Consider the following 25,226-nt stretch of genomic DNA (forward strand, 5'->3'; position numbering starts at 1 on the left):
AACAAAGTCCCCTCCGGCTCTAGGTCCGGCGCTGCGCATGCGTTAGCATCCCTCCCGACATTACGCCTCGGTCCACCGGGCCGTGCGAACAATAAAATCTGCGTATTTCCTGCTAGGGGACTTGGTGATGATGAAGAAACTCCTGTCGCGACTGCTGGTCGGCGCGACTGCCCTGATCGCGGTATCCGCCGCCCAGGCTGGCGCCATCGATGACGCGGTCAAGCGCGGCACCCTGCGGGTGGGCATGGACCCGACCTACATGCCGTTCGAAATGACCAACAAGCGCGGCGAAATCATCGGCTTCGAAGTCGACATCCTCAAGGCCATGGCCAAGTCCATGGGCGTCAAGCTGGAGATGGTCTCCACTGCCTACGACGGCATCATCCCAGCCCTGATGACCGACAAGTTCGACTTCATCGGCAGTGGCATGACCCTGACCCAGGAGCGCAACCTGCGCCTGAACTTCAGCGAACCCTTCATCGTCGTCGGCCAGACCCTGCTGATCCGCAAGGAGCTGGCCGGTGAGATCAAGTCGTACAAGGACCTGAACAACGAGAAATACCGCCTCACCTCCAAGCTCGGCACCACCGGCGAGATGGTCGCGAAGAAACTGATTGGCAAGGCCAAGTACCACGGCTACGACAACGAGCAGGAAGGGGTGATGGACGTGGTCAACGGCAAGGCCGACGCCTTCGTCTACGACTCGCCCTACAACGTGGTGGCGGTGGAGAAGGCCGGCGCCGGCAAGCTGGTGTTCCTCGAAGAACCCTTCACCTACGAGCCGCTGGCCTTCGGCCTGAAAAAAGGCGACTACGACAGCATCAACTACATCAACAACTTCCTGCACCAGATCAAGCATGACGGGACCTACGATCGTATTCACGACAAGTGGTTCAAGAGCAAGGCTTGGCTGAAGGAAATGGAATAAAGCCCGGGTCGACGACCCAAGCGCTGATCCCGACGCGCAGGCAAGCCCTGCGCGTTCGCATTTACGGAAGTACCCCACGTGATCAAACACAAGAAAGCTCAGTGGCCCTGGCATGGGTTGACCGCGCTGGTCCTGGTGGGCCTGGCGGTCAGCCTGTACCTGGCCACCTCGATGATTTCCTACGAGTGGCGCTGGAACCGCGTTCCGCAATACTTCGCCTACAAGGCCGAGCAAACCCAGCGTGCCGGCAACAACGGCACGATCGAGGAGATCGTGGTGTCCGGCGACAATGCCCGGGTCACCCTGAAGACCGAAGGCGGCGACACAGAAGTCGTCGAAGTGGCCAAGGACAGCGTGCTGCTGGCCCGCGGTGATGATGTCGCCGAAGGCGACGCCATCGGCGTCACCCGTCACTGGGCCGCCGGCCCGCTGGCCTGGGGCCTGTGGACCACGCTGTGGATCTCGGTGGTGTCCGGTGCTCTGGGCCTGGTGCTTGGACTGTTCGCCGGGCTGTGCCGGCTGTCCAGCAACCCGACCCTGCGCGACCTGTCCACCGTCTACGTCGAACTGGTGCGCGGCACGCCGCTGCTGGTGCAGATCTTCATCTTCTACTTCTTCATCGGCACCGTGCTCAACCTGTCCCGTGAGTTCGCCGGGGTGGCGGCGCTGGCGCTGTTCACCGGCGCCTACGTGGCCGAGATCGTCCGCGCCGGGGTGCAGTCGATCGCCAAGGGCCAGAACGAGGCGGCGCGCTCGCTGGGCCTGAACGCCAGCCAGTCGATGCGCCACGTGATCCTGCCCCAGGCCTTCAAGCGCGTGCTGCCACCGCTGGCCGGGCAGTTCATCAGCCTGGTCAAGGACACCTCGCTGGTGTCGGTGATTGCCATCACCGAGCTGACCAAGAGCGGCCGCGAGGCCATCACCACGTCGTTCTCGACCTTCGAGATCTGGTTCTGCGTGGCAGGCCTTTACCTGCTGATCAACCTGCCGCTGTCGCACATCGCCAGCCGGCTCGAGCGGAGGCTTGCGCAAAGTGATTGAAGTCCGTGACCTGCTGAAAGTCTTCGACACCCGTGGCATGGTGGTGCGCGCGGTGGACAACGTCACCACCCAGGTCGCCAAGGGCGAAGTGGTGGTGGTGCTCGGCCCGTCGGGTTCGGGCAAGTCGACCTTCCTGCGCTGTCTCAACGGCCTGGAGCATTTCGACGAGGGCCATGTGTCCATCGACGGCTTGCAACTGGACGACCCGAAGACCGATATCAATGCCTATCGCCGCGAAGTCGGCATGGTGTTCCAGCACTTCAACCTGTTCCCGCACATGACCGTGCTGGAAAACCTGTGCCTGGCGCAGAAGGTGGTGCGCAAGCGCAACAAGGTCGAGCGCGAGGCCAAGGCCCGGGCGTTGCTGGAAAAGGTCGGCATCGCGCAGAAAGCCAACGAGTATCCGTCGCGCTTGTCCGGTGGCCAGCAGCAACGGGTGGCTATCGCCCGGGCGCTGGCAATGGAGCCGAAGGTGATGCTGTTCGACGAGCCGACCTCAGCGCTGGACCCGGAAATGGTCGGCGAGGTGCTGGACGTGATGAAGACCTTGGCCCAGGAAGGCATGACCATGGTCTGCGTGACCCACGAGATGGGCTTTGCCCGGGAAGTGGCGGACCGCGTGCTGTTCTTCGATCACGGCAAGCTGCTGGAGGACTCGCCGCCAGCACAGTTCTTCGCCGCGCCGAAGGACCCGCGGGCCCAGGCGTTTTTGCGCCAGGTGCTTTGATCCCGACAATAACGCGGTGACTGGCACCGGCCATGCCGGTGTTCGCCGGCAAGGCTGGCGCCTACGTGTGATCCCGATGTGCTTCGGTCCGTAGGCGCCAGCTTGCTGGCGAACCAGGCGCCGCGACTCAGGCCTGGGTCGCGGCGTTCACCGGTGCCGACGGCGTATTGCTGGCCGGTGCCGCGCTCGGCGCCGGTGCTGCGGTAGCCGCTGGCGCCGCGGTGGCGGGCTTGGCCGCTGCCGGTTTGGCCGGCGTCTTCTTCGCGGCTGGCTTTTTCGCCGCAGCCGGTTTGCTGGCGGGCTTGGCTGCTACCGGCTTGGCCGCGGGTTTGGCGGCAGGCTTGGCCGCTGCGGTTTTCGCCGCAGGTTTGGCGGCAGGCTTGGCCGCCGCCTTGGCCAGTGGCTTGGCCGCCGGTTTGCTCGCGCTCGCCTTGGCCTTGGAGATCGGGGTCACCGACGCACCGGTGAGTTTCTCGATCTGCTTGGTCAGCGAGTCGACCTGCTGGTGCAGGGCCTTGATCTCATTGCGGCTGGGCACGCCCAGGCGCGAGATGGCGCTGTTCAGGCGCTTGTCGAAGGCCTCTTCGAGTTCGCTCCATTTGCCCAGTGCACGGTCCTTGACCCCCGACACGCGCGAGTTGGTCGACGACTTGGCGGTTTCGGCCACGTCTTCGGCAGTCTTCTTCGCCTGCTTCTCGGCCTTTTCGCCATCCTTCACCAGCGAATCGAACAGCTTCGGCCCGTCCTGGTCGATCTTGGAGTAGATACCCAGGCCAGCCAACCAGATCTTGCGCGAGTATTTCTCGACGCCGCCGATCCAGGAACTGCCTTCTTTCTCGGTGTTCTTCTTGCCAGCCATCCTGCTCTCCTTATGGTTTGTGCGCGACGCGCTCGAGCAGCTCGTGCAGCTGTTCAAGCTTGATGGACAACGCCTCAACGTCATGTTTAGACGGAATGCCGAGGCGATTCAAGGCGCGGCCAACCCGTGCGTCGAAGGCCCGCTCGATTTTATCCAGCTGCGCCTCGACCCGACCGGGCACGCGGGTGACTTCCTGGGTGGCTTCGTCGAGCTGGGTGTTGGCGGCGTCGACGGCCTTGTCGATGCGCTTCTTGCCGCGCTTCTCGACGCCTTCGCCGGCCTTGACCAGCTCCTTGAAATAGTCGGAACCTTCCTGGCCGACGCGGGCGTAGGCACCGATGCCTGCCAGCCAGATCTTGCGCGCGTAGCCGCGCACCTCGCCCAGGGTGCTGCCTTGGGCATCGTCTTTTTGCTTGAGATTCACTTTGGCCATGCTCTGCACCTCATGCTCAGTGGAAGGAGGGAGGAACTGCCCGGGGGATGGGCTTGAGCGTGAAGTTAGGCGGAAAAATTAGAATGCTCACCCTAAGGTGCAGGTGAAGGCTGTTCGCCGGCCAGCCGGCTCCTACCTGGATCGCCTTGACCCGTAGCAACCGGCCAACCGTCTTCAGGTCAGGCCAGGGCCTTGTCCAGTGCCCGCTCGATCTCGCCCTTGATGCTACCGCTCATCATCGACAGCATCATGCCCAGCTTCAGCTCGACGCGGATGGTGTCCTCGCCGATGTGCACGCTGCCGTTGGCGCCACTGCGCGAGACCTCGACGCGGTCGCCGTTCCAGCGGGCCTTGAGGTCGTATTCGCGGGTCAGCCTGTCGACCAGCGCTTCGGCCTTGGCGCGGGCCGCTTCGCGGCCGAGGGAGTGTTTGCGTTCGACGCTGATCTGGGTCATGCGGGTGTTCCTGGATATGAAGACAATGGCTGCATTATGCCCCCCACCCGCCCGGCGACACACCCTGCCAAGACAAAACCGCCCATTGGCCATAGAATGGCGGTAATTTTTTTCTGGTGAAGCGAAATGACCGACCAGCGCAAAGGCGACCACGCCGAACCCACCACCCACTTCGGCTACCAGGACGTGCCGGAAAGCCAGAAGGCGAAGAAAGTCGCCGAGGTCTTCCACTCCGTGGCCGCCAAGTACGACCTGATGAACGACGTGCTCTCCGGCGGCATGCACCGCCTGTGGAAGCGCTTCACCATCGAGCTGTCCGGTGTGCGCAGCGGCAACCGCGTGCTGGATATCGCCGGCGGTACCGGAGACCTGGCGGCCAAGTTCTCGCGCCTGGTCGGCCCGACCGGGCAAGTGGTGCTCGCCGACATCAACGAGTCGATGCTCAAGGTCGGCCGTGACCGCCTGCTCGACCGCGGCGTGGCCGGCAACATCGAGTTCGTCCAGGCCGACGCCGAGAAGCTGCCGTTCCCGGACAACCACTTCGACTGCGTGACCATCGCCTTCGGCCTGCGCAACGTGACCCACAAGGACGCGGCCATCCGCTCCATGCTGCGAGTGCTCAAGCCCGGCGGCCGGCTGTTGATCCTGGAGTTCTCCAAACCGACCAACAAGCTGATGTCCAAGGCCTACGACGCCTACTCGTTCGCCTTCATGCCGCTGGCCGGCAAGCTGATCACCAACGACTCGGAAAGCTACCGCTACCTGGCCGAATCGATCCGCATGCACCCCGACCAGGAAACGCTCAAGAGCATGATGGTCGAGGCCGGTTTCGACCGCGTCAGCTACCACAACATGACCAGCGGCATCGTCGCCGTGCATCGGGGAATCAAGCCCTGATGCTGCTCGCCGGCCTGCTTGCCAGCGTCGAGCACGGGCTCAACCGTGTGCTGCGCATGGACAGCACCGCGTTGCCGCGCCTGGCCGCGCTGGCAGGCAAGGTCATCGAGATCGACTGCCTGCAGCCGGCGCTGAAGCTGTTCGTGCTGCCCGACGACGAGGGCCTGATGCTTGCCGCCCACTGGGAGGGCGAGGTCGACTGCACCCTGCGCGCTCCCGCCGGGCGCCTGGCACAGCTGGCCCTGGCGCGGGACAAGACTGCGGTGCTGCACAGCCCGCAGGTGGCGCTGCATGGCGACAGTGCCGTGCTGCTCGACCTGGTCGGCGTGCTGCAGGACCTCGAGCTGGACTGGGAGTACGAACTGTCGCGCTGGCTGGGCCCGGTGCCCACCGCGTTGATCGCCGGCCACGTGCGCCTGCGCGCGCGCTGGAGCCGGCAGGGCCTGGCCCGCTTCAGCCAGAACCTCTCCGAGTACCTGGCCGAAGAGTCCCGTACCCTGGTCGGCAAGCGCGAGGCCGAAGCCGCCTTCAGCGAGCTCGACGCCCTCAAGATCGACATCGAACGCCTCGAGGCGCGCCTGCGCCGCCTCGCCGCCCACTCTCCTGATACCAGCGATAACGCATGAAGCTGCTCGCCGTCCGCCGTCTGTTGCGCATCCAGCGCGTCGTGATCCGCTACCGCCTCGATGACCTGCTGTTCGAACAGCCCCTGCTGCCCTGGTGGCTGGCCAGCCTGCGCCTGCTGATGCCCTGGCGCTGGTTGCCGCGCAAGCCCTCCGAACTCAGCCGTGGCGCGCGGTTGCGCCTGGCCTTGCAGGACCTGGGGCCGATCTTCATCAAGTTCGGCCAACTGCTGTCCACCCGTCGCGACCTGCTGCCCACCGACATCGCCGACGAGCTGATGCTGCTGCAGGACCGGGTGCCACCGTTCGATCCGCAACGGGCCGTGGCGCTGATCGAGGAGCAACTCGGCGCCAAGGTCGGCGAAGTGTTCAGCCGCTTCGATGTCGAGCCGCTGGCCTCGGCCTCGGTGGCCCAGGTGCACGCCGCGCGGCTCAAGAGCGGCGAAGAGGTGGTGGTCAAGGTGGTGCGCCCCGGCCTGAAGCCGGTGATCGCCCAGGACCTGGCCTGGCTGTTCCTGATCGCCAAGGCCGCCGAGCGCGCCTCGGCCGACGCCCGCCGCCTGCACCCGGTGGAAATCGTCGGCGACTACGAAAAGACCATCTACGACGAGCTCGACCTGCTGCGCGAGGCGGCCAACGCCAGCCAGCTGCGGCGCAACTTCGAAGGCTCCGAGCTGATGTACGTGCCCCAGGTGTACTGGGACTTCTGCCGGCCCAAGGTGCTGGTGATGGAGCGCATCTACGGCGTGCCGGTCACCGACATGGCCACCCTGGCCGACCAGCGCACCGACATGAAGATGCTCGCCGAGCGCGGCGTCGAGGTGTTCTTCACCCAGGTGTTCCGCGACAGCTTCTTCCACGCCGACATGCACCCGGGCAACATCTTCGTCAGTACGGTCAAGCCGTGGAGCCCGCAGTACATCGCCATCGACTGCGGCATCGTCGGCAGCCTGACGGCCGAGGACCAGGACTACCTGGCGCGCAACCTGATCGCCTTCTTCAAGCGCGACTATCGCCGCGTCGCCCAGCTGCACATCGATTCGGGCTGGGTACCGGCACAGACCAAGGTCAACGAGTTCGAGGCGGCGATCCGCACCGTGTGCGAGCCGATCTTCGAGAAGCCGCTGAAGGACATCTCCTTTGGCCAGGTGCTGATGCGCCTGTTCCAGACCGCCCGGCGCTTCAACATGGAAGTCCAGCCACAGCTGGTGCTGCTGCAAAAGACCCTGCTCAACATCGAGGGCCTCGGTCGCCAGCTGTACCCCGACCTGGACCTGTGGAGCACTGCCAAGCCTTACCTCGAACGTTGGATGCGCGAGCGCATGAGCCCCAAGGCGGTGATCGGCAACCTGTACAGCCAGGCCGAGCAACTGCCGCACCTGGCCGACATGACCCGCGACCTGCTCGAGCGCCTGTCGCAGCCGCACCTGCACGATCCGCAACTGCCCGAACGCCGCCGCGCCGGCGACAACTGGGCGCTGCGCCTGCTCGGCGCCGGCCTGCTGGGCGGTGGCGCGACCCTGGCCGCCGGTGCCGCCAGCCTCAGCGCCCCGGCTGCCTGGCCCGCCTGGCTGATGCTGGTTGCCGGCCTGTACCTGATCGTGCGCCGATAGCCAGCCGCGCGGCTGGCTGGCACACTAGCGCACAGGGGCCCGGTACGGGAGCGGGCCCGTTTGGAGTCGACGATGAAAGACTGGCTGGACGAGATCAAGTGGAACAGCGAGGGCCTGGTACCGGCCATCGCCCAGGACCACAAGACCGGGCGCGTGCTGATGATGGCCTGGATGAACCGTGAATCCCTGGCCCTGACCGCCGCCGAGCATCGCGCCATCTACTGGTCGCGCTCGCGGGGCAAGCTGTGGCGCAAGGGCGAGGAGTCGGGCCATGTGCAGAAACTGCATGAAATGCGCCTGGACTGCGACGCCGACGTGATCATCCTGATGGTCGAGCAACTGGGCCATATCGCCTGCCATACCGGCCGCGAAAGCTGCTTCTACCGCGTCTTCGAGGACGGCCAGTGGAAAACCGTCGATCCGGTCCTGAAGGATCCGCACGCCATCTATAGCGCAGGGCACTGAACATGAGCGACACCCTAAACCGCCTCGCCGAGGTGCTCGAGGAACGCAAGCACGCGGCGCCCGACAGCAGCTACGTGGCCAGCCTGTACCACAAGGGCCTGAACAAGATCCTCGAAAAGCTCGGCGAGGAGTCCATCGAGACCATCATCGCCGCCAAGGATGCCGCCGCCAGCAAGGATTACAGCGATGTCATCTATGAAACCGCCGACCTGTGGTTTCATAGCCTGGTGATGCTCAGCGCGCTGGGCCAGCATCCGCAGGCGGTGCTCGACGAGCTGGAGCGTCGGTTCGGGCTTTGCGGGCATGACGAGAAGGCCGCGCGGCAGCCGTCTGCCTGATTGATTGCGGGGGGCGCGTTGCGCCCCTTTCGCGACACAAGGCCGCTCCCACGGCGGTCCGCGTCGCCTGACCGATTCGCCACGCCCTGTAGGAGCGGCCTTGTGTCGCGAAAGGGCTGCACAGCAGCCCCCAGGGCCCGATAGACCGACACATATTTTTCAGGAGTAGGAAATGGGCATTTTTGACTGGAAACACTGGATCGTCCTGCTGGTGGTCGTGGTACTGGTGTTCGGCACCAAGAAGCTGAAGAACTTCGGCAGCGACCTGGGCGAGTCGATCAAGGGCTTTCGCAAGGCCATGAACGAAGAAGAAACCAAGCCGGCCGAGCAGACCCCGCCGCCAGCGCAGCCAGTGCCGCCGGTGCAGAACACCGCGCAGCAGGCCCAGGGCCAGACCATCGAGGGCCAGGCCCAGCCGGTCCAAGAGCCGCAGCGGAAAGACTGAGCCATGTTCGGCATCAGTTTCAGCGAGCTGCTGCTGGTCGGCCTGGTCGCCCTGCTGGTGCTCGGCCCCGAGCGCCTGCCGGGGGCCGCGCGCACCGCCGGGCTGTGGATCGGCCGCCTCAAACGCAGCTTCAACGCGATCAAGATGGAGGTCGAGCGCGAGATCGGCGCCGACGACATCCGCCGCCAGCTGCATAACGAGCACATCCTGCAGATGGAACAGGAGGCCAAGCGCATCCTCAACCCTCTGGCGCCGCCCGCTCAGCCTCCGGCCAGCACCGAGACGCCCGCCACACCTGCCGCCCAGGCCGCCCCCGCGCAGCCTGTCGCCGCGCCACCCTCCGAACCGCCACCACCGCCGCGAGCCCCATGAGCGAGAATCCGGAACATGACCAGCCGATGCCGCTGGTCTCGCACCTGACCGAACTGCGCACGCGCTTGCTGCGTTGTGTCGCCGCCATTTTCCTGATCTTCGCCGGGCTGTTCTCCTTCGCCCAGCAGATCTACACCCTGGTCTCGGCGCCGCTGCGCGCGCACTTGCCGGCCAATGCGACGATGATCGCCACCGACGTGGCCTCACCGTTCCTGACGCCGTTCAAGTTGACCATGATCGTCTCGCTGTTCCTGGCGATCCCGTTCATTCTCCAGCAGATCTGGGGTTTCATCGCCCCGGGCCTGTACCGCCACGAAAAACGCATTGCCATTCCATTGCTGGTGTCGAGCATCTTCCTGTTCTACGCCGGCATGGCCTTCGCCTACTTCCTGGTGTTCCCGCTGATTTTCGGTTTCTTCGCCAGTGCCACCCCCGAGGGCGTGTCGATGATGACCGACATCGCCAGCTACCTGGACTTCGTCATGACCCTGTTCTTCGCCTTCGGGGTCGCCTTCGAGATCCCGGTGGCGGTGGTATTGCTGGTGTGGATCGGCGTGGTCGATGTGCAATACCTGAAGAAGATCCGCCCGTACGTGATCATCGGCTGCTTCGTGGTCGGCATGGTCCTCACACCGCCGGATATCTTCTCGCAGACCCTGCTGGCGGTACCGATGTGGATGCTGTTCGAGGTCGGCGTGCTGTGCGGTAGCCTGATTCGCAAGCGCAGCCACGCGCCCGAGCAAGCCGGCAACGATCATGACCACCAGCCGCCAGCGACCCAATCGTGAACCTGTTGCTCCTCGAAGAGGCCGACTTCGTCGCGGCCGACCGCGTCGTCCTGGCGGATCGGCGCTTCACCCACATGCAGGAGATCCACCGCGTGGCGGTGGGCGACAGCCTGCGCGTAGGGCGCATCGGCGGGCTGATGGGCAAGGCCGAGGTGGTGCGCCTGGAAGGCCATGAAGCCGAATTGCAGGTGGCCTTCGACCAGGCGCCACCGGCCAAGCTGCCGCTGACCCTGGTACTGGCCGTGCCGCGGCCGAAAATGCTGCGCCGGCTGTTTCAGACGGTCGCCACCCTGGGCGTGCCGCGGCTGATCCTGGTCAACAGCTACAAGGTGGAAAAGAGCTTCTGGCAGACGCCGTTCCTCAACCCAGAGAGCATCCGCGAAAACCTGATCCTTGGCCTTGAGCAGGCGCGTGACACGGTGTTGCCTGAGGTGATCATCGAGAAGCGCTTCAAGCCGTTCGTCGAGGATCGCCTGCCCGCCATCGCCGCCGGCACCCTTGGCCTGGTCGGCCATCCGGGGCCTTACCCGGCGTGCCCGCGCGCCGTGGCGCAAGCGGTGACCCTGGCCATCGGCCCGGAGGGTGGCTGGATCCCCTATGAAGTCGACCTGCTGGGCAAGGCCGGGCTGGCGCCGGTGCAGCTAGGCGAGCGAATCCTGCGAGTAGAAACGGCGGTGACTGCGCTGCTTTCGCGAATTTTCTGACAGGCTGATCAGTTTTTTCCCCATCAAGTTTCCCCGGCGCGCGCCGATGGCCTGTGCAAGAAAACAATAATCCGCACTGCCACGCGTCGGGGAGTCGTCTATGTACCGTTGGTTCGCCCAGTCTCTGGGAAACATGAGCGTCAACCGCAAGTTGGGGATAGGTTTCGGCCTGGTCCTGCTGCTCACCCTTGCCATCACCTTCACCGGCTGGCTGGGCCTGGACAGCGTGACCAGCCGTGGCGACAAGCTCGGCAACATCTCGGTGATCCACCAGTACACCCAGGACCTGCGCATCGCCCGCCAGCACTATGAGCGTAGCCGCGACCAAGCCGGCGTCAGCGAGTTGGAGAAGGCCCTGGCCAACCTCGAGCGCCAGGTGCAGTTCATGCTCGGCCAGATCGAGCTGCCGGCCGACCGCCAGCGCCTGGAGCAGCAGCGCGATGCCGTGCGCCAGTACCAGCAGGCGTTCAACGACCTCAAGCAGGCCGACCAGCGCCGCACTGCCAGCCGCCAGGTGCTCGGCGACAGCGCCGACAAGGCCGCCGAGTTGATCGGCAAGGTTCAGCAGCGCCTGCTGCAGGCCGGCGATATCGGCCAATACCAGCCTGCCGTCGAAGTCAGCGCGCAGTTGCAGCAGGCACGCTTCCAGGTGCGTGGCTACACCTACAGCGGCAAGGCCGAGTTCCAGCAGACCGCGTTGCAAGCCATCGACCAGGCGCTGACCGTGCTCAAGGCGCTGCCCGCCAGGCTCCCCGCCGAATATGCCGCCAGCCTCGACGATGCCGCTGGCGCCCTGGCGGCCTACCGTGACGCGGTACTCCAGGTTGGCACCGCGCAGACCGCCAGCGAGCAGGCCCTGGCCACGATGGGCGCCCAGGGCACCGTGTTGCTGGACACCAGCCTGCAAATGAGCGCGTCGCAGACCCAGGTTCGCGACCAGGGCACCCAGCAAGCCAAGACCCTGCTCGCCGGTGCCACCGCCCTGGCGCTGCTGCTCGGCGTGCTGGCCGCCTTCGCCATCACCCGGCAGATCATCGTGCCGTTGCGCCAGACCCTCGCCGCCGCCGAGCGCGTGGCTGGCGGCGACTTGCGCCAGGACCTCAAGGCCGAGCGCCGCGACGAGCTGGGCCAGTTGCAGGCGAGCATGCAACGCATGACCCAGAGCCTGCGCGAGCTGATCGGTGGCATCGGCGACGGGGTCACGCAGATCGCCAGCGCGGCCGAGGAGCTGTCGGCGGTGACCGAGCAGACCAGCGCCGGGGTCAACAACCAGAAGGTCGAGACCGACCAGGTGGCCACCGCCATGAACGAGATGGCCGCCACTGTGCAGGAAGTGGCGCGCAATGCCGAGCAAGCCTCGGAGGCGGCGCTGGCGGCTGACCAGCAGGCCCGTGAGGGCGACAAGGTGGTCGGCCAGGCCATCGCCCAGATCGAGCGCCTGGCCTGCGAAGTGGTGAACTCCAGCGAGGCGATGAACCAGCTCAAGGTCGAAAGCGACAAGATCGGCAGTGTGCTCGATGTGATCAAGGCGGTGGCCCAGCAGACCAACCTGCTGGCTCTGAACGCCGCCATCGAGGCGGCCCGGGCCGGCGAGGCCGGGCGTGGCTTCGCCGTGGTCGCCGACGAGGTGCGCAGCCTGGCCCAGCGCACCCAGCAGTCCACCGAGGAAATCGAGGAACTGATCGCCGGCCTGCAGAGCGGCACCGAGCGGGTGGCCAACGTCATGGACAGCAGCCGCGCGTTGACCGACAGCAGCGTCGAACTGACCCGCCGCGCCGGCGGTTCGCTGGCCACCATCACCCACACCGTGTCGTCGATCCAGGCGATGAACCAGCAGATCGCCACGGCCGCCGAGCAGCAGAGCGCGGTGGCCGAGGAGATCAACCGCAGCGTGATGAACGTGCGCGATATCTCCGACCAGACCTCGGCGGCCAGCGAGGAGACCGCCAGCTCCAGCGTCGAGCTCGCGCGCCTGGGCACGCACCTGCAAGGCCTGGTCGGGCGCTTCCGCCTGTAGACCGCGGCGTTGTGGGCTGCAGGAATTTTCCTTCAGCCCACAACGACTCTTCCTACCCGAATTGCAGGCCCCGTCCGGCAGCTTCTCTGTCGATGAGCGATGACCATAGCGGCAAAGTGCCGCTATGGCCTTCTCTCACCTGGACGGAGACCTGTCATGTTCGCTTACCTCGACCGCAAGCTCGGCAACCTGAAGGTCGGGCACAAGCTCGCCCTCGGTTTTGCCGTGGTATTGCTGCTGACCCTGGCCACCACGGTCAGCGGCTGGCGCGCGCTGGACGGCGCCATCGGCCGCTCGGAGCAGCTCAGTGAAATCGGCGCGATCAACGACCTGACCAAGGACCTGCGCGCCGAACGCATCACCTACCGCGTGCTCAACGACGATACCAGCCGCACTCGCATCACCCGTATCCTCGACCAGCTGCAAAGCCGCATGACCACCTTGCAGCAACGCTCCAATGTCGAGGAGTCGCGCGAGATGCTGACCCAGAAGCTGCAATTGCTGCAGCGCCTGCAAGACGACTTCGCCGCCTTGCAGCGGGCAGTCGATAGCCGTCAGGGCCTGCGCACGGCGATGCTGGAACAGGCCGGCACGCTGGAAAAGGTCATCGACGAACTGCAAACCCAGGCCCTGCTGAAAATGCCCGGCGACGGCCAGCAAAGCAGCGTGGTCGGGCTCATGGACAACCTCAGCCGGCATGTCGAAAGCGCCAACCAGCAGAGCCAGGTGCCGGCGTATACCTTTTCTCCCCGCGACAGTTTCGCCACGTTGGGCGATGCTGCGCTGGACGCCGCCGACACCAGCCTGGAGCAGCTGCTGCGGGGCGTGGCGCCGCTGGGCCTTGCGCGTACGCTGATGGAGCGCCCGGGGGCGGAACTGGCCCGATATCGCGATAACCTGCAGCGCTACCGAGGCGCCGCGCTGCAAGTCGAGCAGTTGCAGGACAACATGGAGAAGATGGGCGAGGAATTGCGCGCCGTCAGTATCGAGTTGGGGCAGCGCAAGGTCGAGCAGCGCGACAGCGAAGCCTTGGCCGCCCGTTCGTTGCTCACCAGCGTGGCGGTACTGGCCTTGCTGGTGGGCGTGTTGGCCGCCTGGTTGATCACCGGGCAGATCACCCGGCCCTTGCACCAGACCTTGGCCCAGGCTTCACGCATCGCCCGCGGCGACCTCAGCCAAGTGGACACGGTGGCGCGTCGCGACGAGATGGGCCAATTGCAGACCAGCATGCGGGAAATGACCTTGAGCCTGCGCGAGCTGCTCGGGGGCATCGACCAGGGCGTCGGCCACCTGTCCCGGGCCGCCGCGGAGCTGGCCACGTCCAGCGTCGACACCCGCGAGCGGATCAACCAGCAGCGTGAAGAAACCGACCAGGTGGCCACGGCGATGAACCAGATGAGCGCCACGGTGCAGGAGGTGGCGCAAAATGCCGAGCAGGCGTCGATGGCCGCCACCACTGCCGACAGCCAGGCACAGTTGGGGGACCAGGTGGTGGCCGAGGCTATCTCGCGCATCGAGCAACTGGCCGGGCAGATGGACCATTGCCTCGAGGCCATGGGCCATCTGTCGGGCGAGAGCCAGCGGATCGGCTCGATCCTCGATGTGATCAAGTCGGTATCGGAGCAGACCAACCTGCTGGCGCTCAACGCCGCCATCGAGGCGGCGCGGGCCGGCGAGGCCGGGCGGGGTTTCGCCGTGGTCGCCGACGAGGTGCGCGGGCTGGCCCAGCGTACGCAGCAGTCGACCGAGGAAATCGAGCAACTGATCGACAACCTGCATCGCGGTACCGACGAGGTGACCCGCTTGCTCGACAACAGCAAGGACCTCACCAGCAAGAGCGTCGAGCTCAGCCGCAGGGCTGGCGACGCGCTGGGGCAGATCACCGCGACGGTGTCGACCATCCAGGGCATGAACCAGCAGATCGCCACGGCCAGCGAGCAACAGAGCGTAGTGGCCGAGCAGATCAACCGCAGCGTGATCAATGTACGCGACGTGTCCGATCGAACCAGCGTGGCCAGTGAGCAGACAGCGGTGTCCAGTGGCGAGCTGGAGCAGCTGGGGCAGCAACTACGCACGATGGTGGGTCGGTTCAGCCTGTGATGGCCGCATGGGTCGCGGTGGATGGCACCGGCTATGCCGGTGTTCGCCGGCAAGCCGGCTCCTACGCGGTCTGCGACCTGCCAGCCTTGCTGGCGAACCAGGCGCCGCGAAGGCTGCCTGCTACGCCTCCAGGTAGCGCATGGCCAGTTGCTCCGCGGCCTTGCGCGCCGGAGCGTGCAGGTGCGGCGCCACCAGCATCATCACCTGGTACACCACCACCCCCACGTCACCCTCGCGGCCCAGCACCCGCTGGTAATCCAGCGAGCACATCAAGGTCAGGGTGATCTGTTCCACCAACTGCCCCAGCGCCTGGGTCTCGCTGGTCACCTGGCCCTGGCCCTTGAGGCTGGCCAGCAGCGCGGCGAGGGTGCGCTTGAGCGCGTTGATCAGGCTGCGCATGCCGCGGGCCAGCTTGGGCAGGCGCCCGGTGAGGTTGGACAGGTCCTGGAACAGGAAGCGGTACTGCGCCATGCGCTCGACGATCAGGTGCAGGAACAGCCAGTAGTCCTCGGCGTCCAGGCGCACGTCCAGCGGCGGATCGAGCAGCGGCATCAACTGCTCCTCGAAGCGTTCGAACAGGCCGATCACCAGCGGCTCCTTGCCGTGGAAGTGGTAGTACAGGTTGCCGGGGCTTATGCCCAGTTCATTGGCGATCTCCAGGGTCGACACATTCGGCTCGCCCTGGCGATTGAACAGTTGCAAGGCACATTCGAGGATACGGTCGCGGGTCTTCATCCGGTCAGCGGGCCAGTACGTAGGTGCCTGGCGCGGGGCCCAGCGGTGGATAGGTGGCGTTGCCCAATTCGGCGCGCGGCGCCTTGAGCGTGCCGGAGCGCTGGCTGATCCACTCCAGCCACAGCGGCCACCAGCTGCCGTCGCGGCGCTCGGCGTCGTGGAACCAGGCGCGCGGGTCGCTGGAGAGCTTGGGGTTGTGCAGGTAGTAGGCCTTGGGGTTGCCGGGCGGGTTGATGATGCTCTGGATATGCCCGCTGTTGGCCAGGATGAAGCGGCGCTCGCCGCCCAGCAGCAGGGCCGAGCGATACACCGCGTCCCACGGGGTGATGTGGTCGTTGCTGCCGGCCACGGTGAAGCTGTCCAGGGCGACCTGCTTGAGGTCGATCGGCGTGCCGCACACCTCGAGCCCGGCGGGGAAGGTCAGCGGGTTGAGCTTGAAGAAGTCCAGCAGGTCGCCGTGCAGGGCCGCCGGCAGGCGGGTGTTGTCGGCGTTCCAGTAGAGGATGTCGAAGGCCGGTGGGGTCTTGCCCATCAGGTAGTTGTTGACCCAGTAGTTCCAGATCAGGTCGTTGGGCCGCATCCAGGCGAAGATCCGCGCCACCTCGCCGCCGTCCAGCACGCCACGCTGGTAGGAGCGGCGCTTGGCCGCCTCGATGGTCTGCTCGTCGGCGAACAGGCTGGCGGGGCTGTCGAACTGGCTGTCGAGCAAGCTCACCAGGTAGGTGGCGCTGCGCACCTTGCGCAGTTGCTTCTTCGCCTGCAGGTGGCCTTGCAACGCGGCCATGGTCAAGCCCCCCGCGCAGGCACCCATCAGGTTGGGATCGCGGCTGGCGCTGATGCTGCGGCAGGCGTTGAGCGCCTCTTCCAGGGCCTGCACATAGCTGGACAGCCCCCATTCGCGGTGGCGCGGGTCGGGGTTGCGCCAGCTGATCATGAACACCTGCAAGCCCTGCTTGAGCATGTACTGGACAAAGCTGTTGGTCGGGCCGAGGTCGAAGATATAGAACTTGTTGATCTGTGGCGGCACCACCAGCAGCGGGCGGGCGTATTGCTTCTCGCTCATGGGCTTGTACTGGATCAGTTCCAGCAACTCGTTGCGAAACACCACTGCGCCGGGGCTGGCGGCCAGGTTGCCGCCAACCTCGAAGGCGCGCTCGTCCACCTGGCGCGGCAGGCCGTCGTTGTGGCGCAAGTCGTCGAGCAGATGGCTGGCGCCGCGCAGCAGGCTCTGTCCGCCGCTGTTGAACAGCTCCTTGATCGCCAGCGGGTTGAGCAGCGAGTTGCTGGGCGACACGGCATCGCTGAGCAGGTTGAACAGAAACTGCGCGCGGGCGCGGTCGTCGTCGCCCAGGCTGCTCTCCTCGATCCACTGGCGGGTCTGCCGCTGCCAGGCCAGGTAGGCTTGCAGGCCGCGGCGGTAGAGCGGGTTGTGGTGCCAGGTCGGGTCGCTGAAGCGGCTGTCCCGCGGATGCGGCTGCAGCGAGGAGTCGCCGATCAGCACCCGGCCCAACTGGCCGCCCAGGCTCAGCAGGTGGTGCGCGGTGTGCAGCGGGTTGCGCAGGCTGATCCGGCCGACCTGGCGCAGGGTCGAGATCAGGTCGCGACCGCGCAGGCCGGTGATGGCGTTCTGCACGTTCATGCTGGTGGCGGGCACCGGTTTGTCTTTCATGCCAACACTCCATCGTTTAGCAATCGGGCCGATCACGGGGCAAGCCGGCCCCACGCCAGCGCCTCAGGTGCCCGCAGCGGGCCTTGGGTGCATGACCGCGCGTTGGCGCTCCTGCTGGAGGAACTTCATGATGATCGGGGCGACGGCCTCGGCCCGGGTGATCAGGAACAGGTGGCCGTCGTCGATTATGTGTAGCTGGGCATTGGGAATTCGCCAGGCCAGCAGGCGCATGTTGATCAGCGGGATCAGCGGATCGTCGTCGCCGGCCAGCACCAGGGTCGGCTGGTGGATCTTGTGCAGCCAATGGATGCTGGTCCAGCCCAGGCCGGCGAACAGTTGCCAGTAGTAGCCCAGCTTGCCGCCGGAGCGCACCTTCGAGGCATGGTGCATGGCCAGGTCAGGGTCGCGGCGAAAGCCACCGCCGTAGATCAGCGGGGCGATGCGGATCACGTGGGACGGCTGGATATAGCGCCGGGGGCTGGCCATCATCCACAGCACCTTGGGCTTGCCTGGCACCATCACCGCGCCGGCGGCGGTGGCGGCCAGCACCAGCTTCTTGCAGCGCTCGGGATAGTCGTGGGCGAACTGCTGGGCCAGGGCGCCGCCCCAGGACACACCGATGACATTGACCTGGCCGTAGTCCAGGTAGTCGAGCATGCGCGCGGTCAGCTTGGCCAGGCCAGCAAAGCGGTAGGGGTGACGCGGCGTGGACGAGCCGCCGACCCCGGGCACGTCGAAGGCGATGACCTCCAGGTCCGGGTCGAGGGCCTCGATGAACGGGAATACCAGCTCGAGGTTGGCGCCGATGCCGTTGAAGATCAGCAGCGGCGTCAGGTGTGGCTTGCCCGGGCGGACCGCGGTGCGGATGGACTGCTGGTCCAGCTCGACGGTCCTGAAAATGTACGGTTCCGGCATGCGCATGACTCTGGGGTGAAAGTAGCGCCGCGCGGGGCCGGTAGGCTGCGCGGCGGTTCAGCTCAACGTTCGTGGACGTAGGTGCCGGGTGCGGCTTCGCCTGCGCCATAGGCGCGATTGCCCAGCCGTACCGGCGCCTTCTTCAGCTCGCCAGCGCGCTCGCCCAGCCAGGCTTGCCAGTGCAGCCACCAGGAATCGGCGTGCTTGACCGCGTTCTCCTGCCAGGCCAGCGGGTCGTCGGGGCGGTCCTCGCCGGTCATGAAGCGTGCCTTGGGGTTGCCCGGTGGGTTGAGGATGCTCTGGATGTGCCCGCTGTTGGACAGCACGAACTCGATCTTGCCGCCGAACAGGTGCGCCGAGCGGTAGCACGATTGCCAGGGGGTGATGTGGTCGGCCGTGCCGGCGACGCTGTAGATGTCGCAGTCGACCTGTTTCAGGTCGATGGCGGTGCCGCATACCTCCAGGGCCTGCGAGCGGGTCAGCGGGTTGTTCTTGAACATCTCGATCAGGTCGCCATGGAAAGCGGCCGGCAGGCGGGTGGTGTCGTTGTTCCAGAACAGGATGTCGAACACCGGCGGCTCGTTGCCCAGCAGGTAGTTGTTGACCCAGTAGTTCCAGATCAGGTCGTTGGGGCGCATCCAGGCGAACACCTTGGCCATGTCGCTGCCTTCGAGCACCCCGGCCTGGTAGGAGTGGCGCTTGGCCGCCTCGAGGGTCTGCTCGTCGACGAACAGCGCCACCTGGGTGTCGACCGTGGTGTCGAGCACGCTGACCAGCAGGGTCAGGGCGTTGACCTTTTTCTCGCCCAGCGCGGCGTAATGGCCCACCAGCGCGGTGCAGGTGATGCCGCCGGAGCAGGCGCCGAGCATGTTCAGGTCCTTGCTGCCAGTGATCGCCAGCACCGCGTCGACCGCTTCCTTGAGGGCATCGATGTAGGTGGACAGGCCCCACTCGCGCTGGGCCTTGGTCGGGTTGCGCCAGCTGATGATGAAGGTCTGCTGCTGCGAACGCAGGCAGAAGCGCGCCAGGCTCTTCTCCGGGCTCAGGTCGAAGACGTAGAACTTGTTGATCTGCGGCGGCACCACCAGCAGCGGGCGGCTGTGCACCTGCTCGGTGATGGGCTTGTACTGGATCAGTTCCAGCACATCGTTGCGGTACACCACCGCGCCTTCGCTGGTGCCCAGGTTCTTGCCCACTTCGAAGGCTTCCATGTTGACCTGGCTGGGCATGCCGCCATTGTTGACCATGTCCTTGGCCAGGTGGGACAAACCATCGAGCAGGCTCTTGCCGCCGGTTTCGAAGAAGCGCTTGATCGCCGCCGGGTTGGACAGGGTGTTGGTGGGCGCCATGGCCTCGGTCAGCAGGTTGATGACGAACTGGCCGCGGCTGATGTCCTGCGCCGACAGGTCGCTGCTGCCGATCCAGTCGTTGAGCTCCTTGCGCCAGGCCAGGTAGGTCTGCAGGTAGCGGCGATACAGGGGGTTCTGGCTCCAGGCCGGGTCGCTGAAGCGACGGTCGTCGCCCTCCGGTTGCAGGGCCGACTTGCCCAGCAGCACGTTTTTCAGTTCCAGGCCGAAATGCGCCACGTGGCGGGCGCTGTGCAACGGCTGGCGAACGGCCTGGCGCAGCACCGTGCGCGCCGAGGTCAGCAGGTCCTTGCGGCGAATGCCGATGACCGGATTGAGCCCCAGGGTGTTTTCCGAGGCCTGCCGCTGCAACTCATCGTTGTTCTTGTTACTCATCTACGACGCTCCGTTGTCCTGAGACGAGTACCGGCGTGCTGTGACAGCCCGGTACTGCTACTCGGGTGACCAGTGATAAGGAACAGCGGTGCTGCGACCGGATGCGTGGCGCTGATGAGCTGCGGGGGTTGGTGCGTATGAAGACAACCTGCTTTCGCTCGCGACCTGTACATACCGGCCTGGCCCTGCCTGCGTGGAACACAATGCAGGGAACTTGCCAGCCCCATTGGTTACCCGACTTTCGTGTAATGCGCAAGACAGCCAGTCATTGGCTGCCATTGAGGCATTCAAGCAGATGAGATTAGAAAATGCGCTCTAAAGCCTGGCGGCCTTGCGCTAGAGCATGAGTTTAACCACGGATTCGGATGGGTCGCGGGATTTGCCGGCCTTGTGCAGTTCATCGAGGTATTCGGCCCACAGCTGTTCCTGGCGCAGGCACAGTTGCTCGAGGTACTCCCAGGTGAACAAGCCTGAGTCATGACCGTCGTCGAAGGTCAGTTTCAGTGCGTACTGGCCGGCCGGTTCCAGGCCGCTGAGGCCGACGTTGATCTTGCCGAACTGCAGGATCGGGTTGCCGTGGCCCTGGACCTCGGCGGACGGGGAGTGCACGCGCAGGAATTCGGCGGGCAGGTGGTAGACCTCGCCGGGGGCGTAGCTGAGGGTGAGGGTCTTGGAGGCTTTGTGCAGGTTGATGGCGGTGGGCAGGCGGGCCATGGGCGAATCTCTCTTTGGCTTCAAGCTGCAAGCTTCGAGTGATTCGGGGCATTGTGCAAGGGGGCTGCTGTGCAGCCCTTTCGCGACACAAGGGCGCTCCTACAGGGAAGCGCGCTCCTCTGTATCGCGAAAGGGCCGCAAAGCAGCCCCTGCGGTCTTACAGGATGTAACGCGACAGGTCTTCGTTTTGCGCCAGCTCGCCCAGGTGGCTGTTCACGTAGGCCGCGTCGATGTTGATCGGCGCTTCTTCGTGGGCGCTGGCCAGGTCACCGGCGCTGAACGACACCTCTTCGAGCAGGCGCTCGAGCAGGGTGTGCAGGCGACGGGCACCGATGTTCTCGGTTTTCTCGTTGACCTGATAGGCGATCTCGGCCAGGCGCTTGAGGCCCTCGTCGGCGAACTCGATGTGCAGGCCCTCGGTCTTGAGCAGCTCGCGGTACTGTTCGGTCAGCGAGGCGTGCGGCTCCTTGAGGATGCGCTCGAAGTCTTCCGGGGTCAGGGCCTTGAGCTCGACACGGATCGGCAGGCGGCCTTGCAGCTCGGGCACCAGGTCGCTCGGCTTGCTCAGGTGGAACGCGCCGGAGGCGATGAACAGGATATGGTCGGTCTTGACCATGCCCAGCTTGGTATTGACGGTGCAGCCTTCGATCAGCGGCAGCAGGTCGCGCTGTACGCCTTCACGGGAGACATCGGCGCCACCGACGTTGCCGCGCTTGGCCACCTTGTCGATCTCGTCGATGAACACGATGCCGTGTTGCTCGACCGCTTCCAGGGCCTTGGCCTTGAGGTCTTCGTCGTTGACCAGGCGGCTGGCTTCTTCGTCGCGGACCATCTTCAGGGCATCCTTGACCTTCAGCTTGCGCGCCTTGCGCTTGCCCTTGCCCATGTTGGCGAACAGGCTCTGCAGCTGGTTGGTCATCTCTTCCATGCCAGGCGGCGCGGCGATCTCGACGCCCACGGCATCGGCGACTTCGATCTCGATTTCCTTGTCGTCCAGCTGGCCTTCGCGCAGGCGCTTGCGGAACAGCTGGCGGGTGTTGGAGTCGCTGCTCGACTGCTGGGCTTCCTCGCTGAAGCTGCTGACCCGCGCCTGCGGCAGCAGGGCATCGAGGATGCGGTCTTCGGCGGCGTCCTCGGCGCGGTGGCGCACGCGCACGATCTCTTGCTCGCGCAGCATCTTCAGCGCGGCGTCGGCCAGGTCGCGGATGATCGATTCGACATCACGGCCGACATAGCCGACTTCGGTGAACTTGGTCGCTTCGACCTTGATGAACGGTGCGTTGGCCAGCTTGGCCAGGCGCCGGGCGATTTCGGTCTTGCCGACGCCGGTGGGGCCGATCATCAGGATGTTCTTCGGGGTCACCTCGGCACGCAGCTCGGCCGGCAGCTGCATGCGCCGCCAGCGGTTGCGCAGGGCGATGGCCACGGCGCGCTTGGCGTCGTCCTGGCCGATGATGTGACGGTTGAGTTCGTGGACGATCTCGCGGGGGGTCATGGACATGATGAAAATGGTCCTCGAGCAGGGTGGTTCAGCGTGGGAAGGCCCCATCACCGGGATGGGGCGCCAGAACAGCTGATCACTCGGCCAGGTCCTGCTCCTCGATGGTCAGGTTGTGGTTGGTGAACACGCAGATGTCGCCGGCGATGTTCAGGGCGGTCTCGGCGATTTCACGGGCCGAGAGGTCGGTCTTGTTCAGCAGGGCGCGGGCCGCGGCCTGGGCGTAGGCACCACCGGAGCCCATGGCGATCAGGCCATCCTCGGGCTCGACCACGTCGCCGTTGCCGGTGATGATCAGGGACGCATCCTTGTTGGCCACCGCCAGCATCGCTTCCAGGCGGCTCAGGGAACGGTCGGTACGCCATTCCTTGGCCAGCTCGACGGCGGCGCGCACCAGGTGCCCGGAGTGTTTCTGCAGCTGGGCCTCGAAGCGCTCGAACAGGGTGAAGGCGTCGGCGGTGGCACCGGCGAAACCGGCGATGACCTGGCCGTTGTACAGGCGCCGGACTTTCTTGGCGTTGCCTTTCATCACGGTGTTGCCGAGGGAAACCTGGCCGTCGCCGCCCATGACGACTTTGCCGTTACGGCGGACAGAAACGATGGTAGTCAAGGGAGAGTCTCCACGCAGCGGGGCGAAAATGCCTGATGGAGAGTCATATGGGGGGAGGGGGGAAGGATTTCAACCGGGGGGGATGAATGGTTGCTGCCCGTCTGGGCTGGACGCGCTCACTGCAGAAGCGGCCTTGTGTCGCGAAAGGGCCGCGGAGCGGCCCCGGCGATTTCGCATGATGCCGAGATCCGGGGGCCGCTACGCGGCCCTTTCGCGACACAAGGCCGCTCCTACAAGAGCAAGTTGTGAGCTTTGTCAGGCCTCGTGGCAGACGTGCCCATCGACCAAGGTATAACGCACCGCGCCCGGCAGGCAGTGGCCGATGAACGGGCAGTTCTGGCCGCGGGAGAACCACTGCTCGCCTGCTACGGTCGAGGCCTGTGGATCGAACAGCACCAGGTCCGCCGCGCCACCCACCTTCAACTCGCCGGCTGGCAGGCGCAGGGCTTGCGCTGGGCCGCTGGCCAGGCGCGCAAGCAAGGTCGGCAGGTCGAGCAGGCCGTCCTCGACCAGGGTCATGGCCAGCGGCAGCAGCAGCTCGACGCTGCTGATACCGGGTTCGGTGGCGCCGAACGGCGCCAGCTTGGCGTCGCGCTCGTGGGGCTGGTGGTGGCTGGAGATGGCCTGGATCACTCCCGACTTCACCGCCTCGCGCAGGCCGTCGCGGTCGGCGGCGGTGCGCAGCGGCGGCTGCACGTGGTACAGGCTCGAGAAGTCGCGCAGGGCCTCGTCGGTGAGGATCAGCTGGTACAACGCCACGTCGGCGGTCACCGGCAGCCCCAGTTGCTGGGCCTGGGCGATCAGCCGGGCACCGCGGGCGCTGGTGATCTGGGTGAAGTGGGCGCGCACGCCGGTCTGCTCGACCAGCAGCAGGTTGCGGGCCAGGGCCACGGTCTCGGCGGTCTCGGGGATGCCGGGCAGGCCGAGGAAGCTGGCCATCGGGCCTTCGTGGGCCAGGCCGCCCTGGGCCAGGTCGCGGTCCTGGGAGTGGAACACCACGGTCAGGTCGAAGGTGGCCGCGTACTCCAGCGCACGGGCCAGGGTCCGATGGTTGGGGATTTCCTTGAGGCCGTTGCCGAAGGCCACGCAGCCGGTGTCGCGCAGGGCCACCAGCTCGGCCAGTTGCTCGCCGTCCAGGCCCTTGGTCAGGGCGCCGATCGGGTAGACCTTGCTGTTGGCCGCTTCGCGGGCACGGTCGAGGATCAGCTCGGCCACCGCCGAGGTGTCCAGCACTGGCTTGGTCTGCGGCGGACAGCACAGGCTGGTGACGCCGCCGGCGACCGCGGCGCGGGTCTCGCTGGCGATGCTGCCCTTGCGGCTGTAGCCCGGTTCGCGCAGCGACACGCCGAGGTCGACCAGCCCCGGGGCGGCCACCAGGCCGTCGGCCTGGATCACGCGGCTGGCGCTGAAACCGGCCGGGGCGGCGCCGATGGCGACAATGCGCCCGCCGTCCAGGTGCAGGTCGGTGACCTGGTCCAGGCCGCTGGCAGGATCGATGACCCGGGCGCCGATGATGCTGATGGTCACTGGGCGTTCTCCTGCTCGAATTGACGTTGCGCGTTCTGCCCGCTCATGGCCATGGACAGCACGGCCATGCGCACGGCGATGCCGTAGGTGACCTGGTTGAGGATCACCGAATGCTTGCCGTCGGCCACCGCCGACTCGATCTCGACGCCGCGGTTGATCGGCCCTGGGTGCATGACGATGGCGTCGGGCTTGGCCCCGGCCAGGCGCGCGGTGGTCAGGCCGAACAGGCGGTAGAACTCGCCCTCGCTGGGCAGCAGGCCGCCGGCCATGCGTTCGCGCTGCAGGCGCAGCATGATCACCACGTCGACGTCCTTCAGACCTTCGGCGAGGTCGGTGTAGACCTTCACGCCGTATTGCTCGATACCGATCGGAATCAAGGTTTTCGGGCCGATCACGCGAATGTCCGGGCAACCCAGGGCCTTGAGCGCGAGCATGTCGGAGCGGGCCACGCGCGAGTGCAAGATGTCGCCAACGATGGCTACCGACAGATTCTCGAAGCTGCCCTTGTGCCGACGAATGGTCAGCATGTCGAGCATGCCCTGAGTCGGGTGCGCATGGCGGCCATCGCCGCCGTTGATCACCGCGACCTCCGGGCAGACGTGCTCGGCGATGAAGTGCGCGGCACCGGAGTCGGAATGGCGCACCACGAACATGTCGGCGGCCATGGCCTCGAGGTTGCGCAGGGTGTCGAACAGGGTCTCGCCCTTGCTGGTCGAGGAAGTCGACACGTTCAGGCTGATCACGTCGGCCGACAGGCGCTGGGCGGCCAGCTCGAAGGTGGTGCGGGTGCGGGTGGAGTTCTCGAAGAACACGTTGCACACGGTCTTGCCGCGCAGCAACGGGACTTTCTTCACGGCCCGGGCGCCGACTTCGAGGAACGAGTCGGCGGTGTCGAGGATCTCGGTGAGCAGTTCGCGGGGCAAACCGTCGAGCGAGAGAAAATGGCGTAGCTGGCCCTGATCATTGAGCTGCAGCGGGCGCTTGGCGTCGAATGGCGTCATCGCGGGGGAC

The 25,226-nt window shown here is 65.8% G+C and carries 26 protein-coding genes; 14 read left to right on the forward strand and 12 right to left on the reverse strand.

Features of this window, described 5'->3' with window-relative positions; all coding sequences use genetic code 11:
- Positions 1 to 130: 130 nt before the first annotated feature.
- From NJG22_RS06855 to NJG22_RS06865, 3 genes are all read left to right on the forward strand, one after another.
- Entirely contained in the window at positions 131 to 928 is a 798-nt protein-coding gene (locus NJG22_RS06855; RefSeq protein WP_217853934.1) for a transporter substrate-binding domain-containing protein, read from the forward strand.
- Between the two features lie 78 nt (positions 929 to 1,006).
- On the forward strand, positions 1,007 to 1,969 hold the full coding sequence (locus tag NJG22_RS06860; protein ID WP_253093345.1) for an amino acid ABC transporter permease: 963 nt from the start codon (positions 1,007 to 1,009) through the stop codon (positions 1,967 to 1,969).
- Complete coding sequence (locus NJG22_RS06865) at positions 1,962 to 2,696, forward strand: amino acid ABC transporter ATP-binding protein (protein ID WP_253093445.1); 735 nt, start codon at positions 1,962 to 1,964, stop codon at positions 2,694 to 2,696. The genes NJG22_RS06860 and NJG22_RS06865 overlap by 8 nt, the downstream gene beginning before the upstream one ends.
- 127 nt (positions 2,697 to 2,823) lie before the next feature.
- Here NJG22_RS06865 and NJG22_RS06870 read toward each other — a convergent pair whose 3' ends face one another.
- The 3 genes from NJG22_RS06870 to NJG22_RS06880 form a co-directional block, all read right to left on the reverse strand.
- Positions 2,824 to 3,555, reverse strand: a complete 732-nt coding sequence (locus NJG22_RS06870; RefSeq protein WP_253093346.1) for a phasin family protein — start codon at positions 3,553 to 3,555, stop codon at positions 2,824 to 2,826.
- Positions 3,556 to 3,565: 10 nt separating this feature from the next.
- Entirely contained in the window at positions 3,566 to 3,988 is a 423-nt protein-coding gene (locus NJG22_RS06875) for a phasin family protein (RefSeq protein ID WP_253093347.1), read from the reverse strand.
- 179 nt (positions 3,989 to 4,167) lie between these two features.
- Complete coding sequence (locus tag NJG22_RS06880) at positions 4,168 to 4,443, reverse strand: polyhydroxyalkanoic acid system family protein (RefSeq protein ID WP_217852148.1); 276 nt, start codon at positions 4,441 to 4,443, stop codon at positions 4,168 to 4,170.
- Positions 4,444 to 4,569: 126 nt separating this feature from the next.
- Here NJG22_RS06880 and ubiE point away from each other — a divergent pair, with 126 nt between their 5' ends.
- From ubiE to NJG22_RS06935, 11 genes are all read left to right on the forward strand, one after another.
- Complete coding sequence (ubiE, locus tag NJG22_RS06885; RefSeq protein ID WP_217852150.1) at positions 4,570 to 5,340, forward strand: bifunctional demethylmenaquinone methyltransferase/2-methoxy-6-polyprenyl-1,4-benzoquinol methylase UbiE; 771 nt, start codon at positions 4,570 to 4,572, stop codon at positions 5,338 to 5,340.
- Positions 5,340 to 5,966 carry an SCP2 sterol-binding domain-containing protein gene (locus NJG22_RS06890; RefSeq protein ID WP_253093348.1) on the forward strand — a complete coding sequence of 209 codons (627 nt, stop codon included), beginning with the start codon at positions 5,340 to 5,342 and terminating at the stop codon, positions 5,964 to 5,966. The genes ubiE and NJG22_RS06890 overlap by 1 nt, the downstream gene beginning before the upstream one ends.
- Positions 5,963 to 7,576, forward strand: a complete 1,614-nt coding sequence (gene ubiB, locus NJG22_RS06895; RefSeq protein ID WP_253093349.1) for a ubiquinone biosynthesis regulatory protein kinase UbiB — start codon at positions 5,963 to 5,965, stop codon at positions 7,574 to 7,576. The genes NJG22_RS06890 and ubiB overlap by 4 nt, the downstream gene beginning before the upstream one ends.
- Positions 7,577 to 7,648: 72 nt before the next feature.
- Positions 7,649 to 8,041, forward strand: coding sequence for a phosphoribosyl-AMP cyclohydrolase (hisI, locus tag NJG22_RS06900; protein ID WP_134690470.1), 393 nt, complete (start codon positions 7,649 to 7,651; stop codon positions 8,039 to 8,041).
- Between the two features lie 2 nt (positions 8,042 to 8,043).
- The gene (locus NJG22_RS06905; RefSeq protein WP_253093350.1) at positions 8,044 to 8,379 is read left to right on the forward strand and encodes a phosphoribosyl-ATP diphosphatase; all 336 of its coding nucleotides are present in this window, start codon (positions 8,044 to 8,046) and stop codon (positions 8,377 to 8,379) included.
- 172 nt (positions 8,380 to 8,551) lie between these two features.
- Positions 8,552 to 8,824 carry a twin-arginine translocase TatA/TatE family subunit gene (locus NJG22_RS06910; RefSeq protein ID WP_110994127.1) on the forward strand — a complete coding sequence of 91 codons (273 nt, stop codon included), beginning with the start codon at positions 8,552 to 8,554 and terminating at the stop codon, positions 8,822 to 8,824.
- A gap of 3 nt (positions 8,825 to 8,827) precedes the next feature.
- Positions 8,828 to 9,196 (forward strand): Sec-independent protein translocase protein TatB, encoded by a 369-nt coding sequence (gene tatB / locus NJG22_RS06915; RefSeq protein ID WP_253093351.1) that lies wholly within the window; start codon positions 8,828 to 8,830, stop codon positions 9,194 to 9,196.
- A complete protein-coding gene (gene tatC / locus NJG22_RS06920; RefSeq protein WP_253093352.1) occupies positions 9,193 to 9,984 on the forward strand; it encodes a twin-arginine translocase subunit TatC in 792 nt (263 codons plus the stop codon). The genes tatB and tatC overlap by 4 nt, the downstream gene beginning before the upstream one ends.
- The gene (locus tag NJG22_RS06925) at positions 9,981 to 10,688 is read left to right on the forward strand and encodes a 16S rRNA (uracil(1498)-N(3))-methyltransferase (RefSeq protein ID WP_217852160.1); all 708 of its coding nucleotides are present in this window, start codon (positions 9,981 to 9,983) and stop codon (positions 10,686 to 10,688) included. Before tatC ends, NJG22_RS06925 begins: the two co-directional genes overlap by 4 nt.
- A gap of 100 nt (positions 10,689 to 10,788) precedes the next feature.
- Positions 10,789 to 12,705 carry a methyl-accepting chemotaxis protein gene (locus tag NJG22_RS06930; RefSeq protein WP_253093353.1) on the forward strand — a complete coding sequence of 639 codons (1,917 nt, stop codon included), beginning with the start codon at positions 10,789 to 10,791 and terminating at the stop codon, positions 12,703 to 12,705.
- Between the two features lie 156 nt (positions 12,706 to 12,861).
- Positions 12,862 to 14,805 carry a methyl-accepting chemotaxis protein gene (locus NJG22_RS06935; RefSeq protein ID WP_253093354.1) on the forward strand — a complete coding sequence of 648 codons (1,944 nt, stop codon included), beginning with the start codon at positions 12,862 to 12,864 and terminating at the stop codon, positions 14,803 to 14,805.
- Between the two features lie 120 nt (positions 14,806 to 14,925).
- Here NJG22_RS06935 and NJG22_RS06940 read toward each other — a convergent pair whose 3' ends face one another.
- The 9 genes from NJG22_RS06940 to NJG22_RS06980 all read right to left on the reverse strand — a co-directional run bounded on the left by NJG22_RS06940 (position 14,926) and on the right by NJG22_RS06980 (position 25,216).
- Positions 14,926 to 15,540 carry a TetR/AcrR family transcriptional regulator gene (locus NJG22_RS06940; RefSeq protein WP_217852165.1) on the reverse strand — a complete coding sequence of 205 codons (615 nt, stop codon included), beginning with the start codon at positions 15,538 to 15,540 and terminating at the stop codon, positions 14,926 to 14,928.
- A gap of 4 nt (positions 15,541 to 15,544) precedes the next feature.
- A complete protein-coding gene (gene phaC / locus NJG22_RS06945; protein WP_253093355.1) occupies positions 15,545 to 17,209 on the reverse strand; it encodes a class II poly(R)-hydroxyalkanoic acid synthase in 1,665 nt (554 codons plus the stop codon).
- A 63-nt stretch (positions 17,210 to 17,272) separates the two neighbouring features.
- On the reverse strand, positions 17,273 to 18,124 hold the full coding sequence (phaZ, locus tag NJG22_RS06950) for a poly(3-hydroxyalkanoate) depolymerase (protein WP_217852169.1): 852 nt from the start codon (positions 18,122 to 18,124) through the stop codon (positions 17,273 to 17,275).
- Between the two features lie 62 nt (positions 18,125 to 18,186).
- Positions 18,187 to 19,866, reverse strand: a complete 1,680-nt coding sequence (gene phaC / locus NJG22_RS06955) for a class II poly(R)-hydroxyalkanoic acid synthase (RefSeq protein ID WP_253093356.1) — start codon at positions 19,864 to 19,866, stop codon at positions 18,187 to 18,189.
- 336 nt (positions 19,867 to 20,202) lie between these two features.
- Positions 20,203 to 20,580: a DUF971 domain-containing protein gene (locus NJG22_RS06960; protein ID WP_217852172.1), complete on the reverse strand. Its 378-nt coding sequence runs from the start codon at positions 20,578 to 20,580 to the stop codon at positions 20,203 to 20,205.
- Positions 20,581 to 20,737: 157 nt separating this feature from the next.
- Positions 20,738 to 22,081 carry an ATP-dependent protease ATPase subunit HslU gene (hslU, locus tag NJG22_RS06965; RefSeq protein ID WP_253093357.1) on the reverse strand — a complete coding sequence of 448 codons (1,344 nt, stop codon included), beginning with the start codon at positions 22,079 to 22,081 and terminating at the stop codon, positions 20,738 to 20,740.
- 76 nt (positions 22,082 to 22,157) lie between these two features.
- Positions 22,158 to 22,688 carry an ATP-dependent protease subunit HslV gene (gene hslV, locus NJG22_RS06970; protein ID WP_134690445.1) on the reverse strand — a complete coding sequence of 177 codons (531 nt, stop codon included), beginning with the start codon at positions 22,686 to 22,688 and terminating at the stop codon, positions 22,158 to 22,160.
- 255 nt (positions 22,689 to 22,943) lie between these two features.
- Positions 22,944 to 24,215 carry a dihydroorotase gene (locus NJG22_RS06975; RefSeq protein WP_253093358.1) on the reverse strand — a complete coding sequence of 424 codons (1,272 nt, stop codon included), beginning with the start codon at positions 24,213 to 24,215 and terminating at the stop codon, positions 22,944 to 22,946.
- Complete coding sequence (locus NJG22_RS06980; protein WP_253093359.1) at positions 24,212 to 25,216, reverse strand: aspartate carbamoyltransferase catalytic subunit; 1,005 nt, start codon at positions 25,214 to 25,216, stop codon at positions 24,212 to 24,214. Before NJG22_RS06980 ends, NJG22_RS06975 begins: the two co-directional genes overlap by 4 nt.
- Positions 25,217 to 25,226: the final 10 nt, after the last annotated feature.

The sequence above is a fragment of the Pseudomonas sp. VA159-2 genome (assembly GCF_024126635.1).
In the GTDB taxonomy this organism is placed as follows: Bacteria; Pseudomonadota; Gammaproteobacteria; order Pseudomonadales; family Pseudomonadaceae; genus Aquipseudomonas; species Aquipseudomonas muyukensis.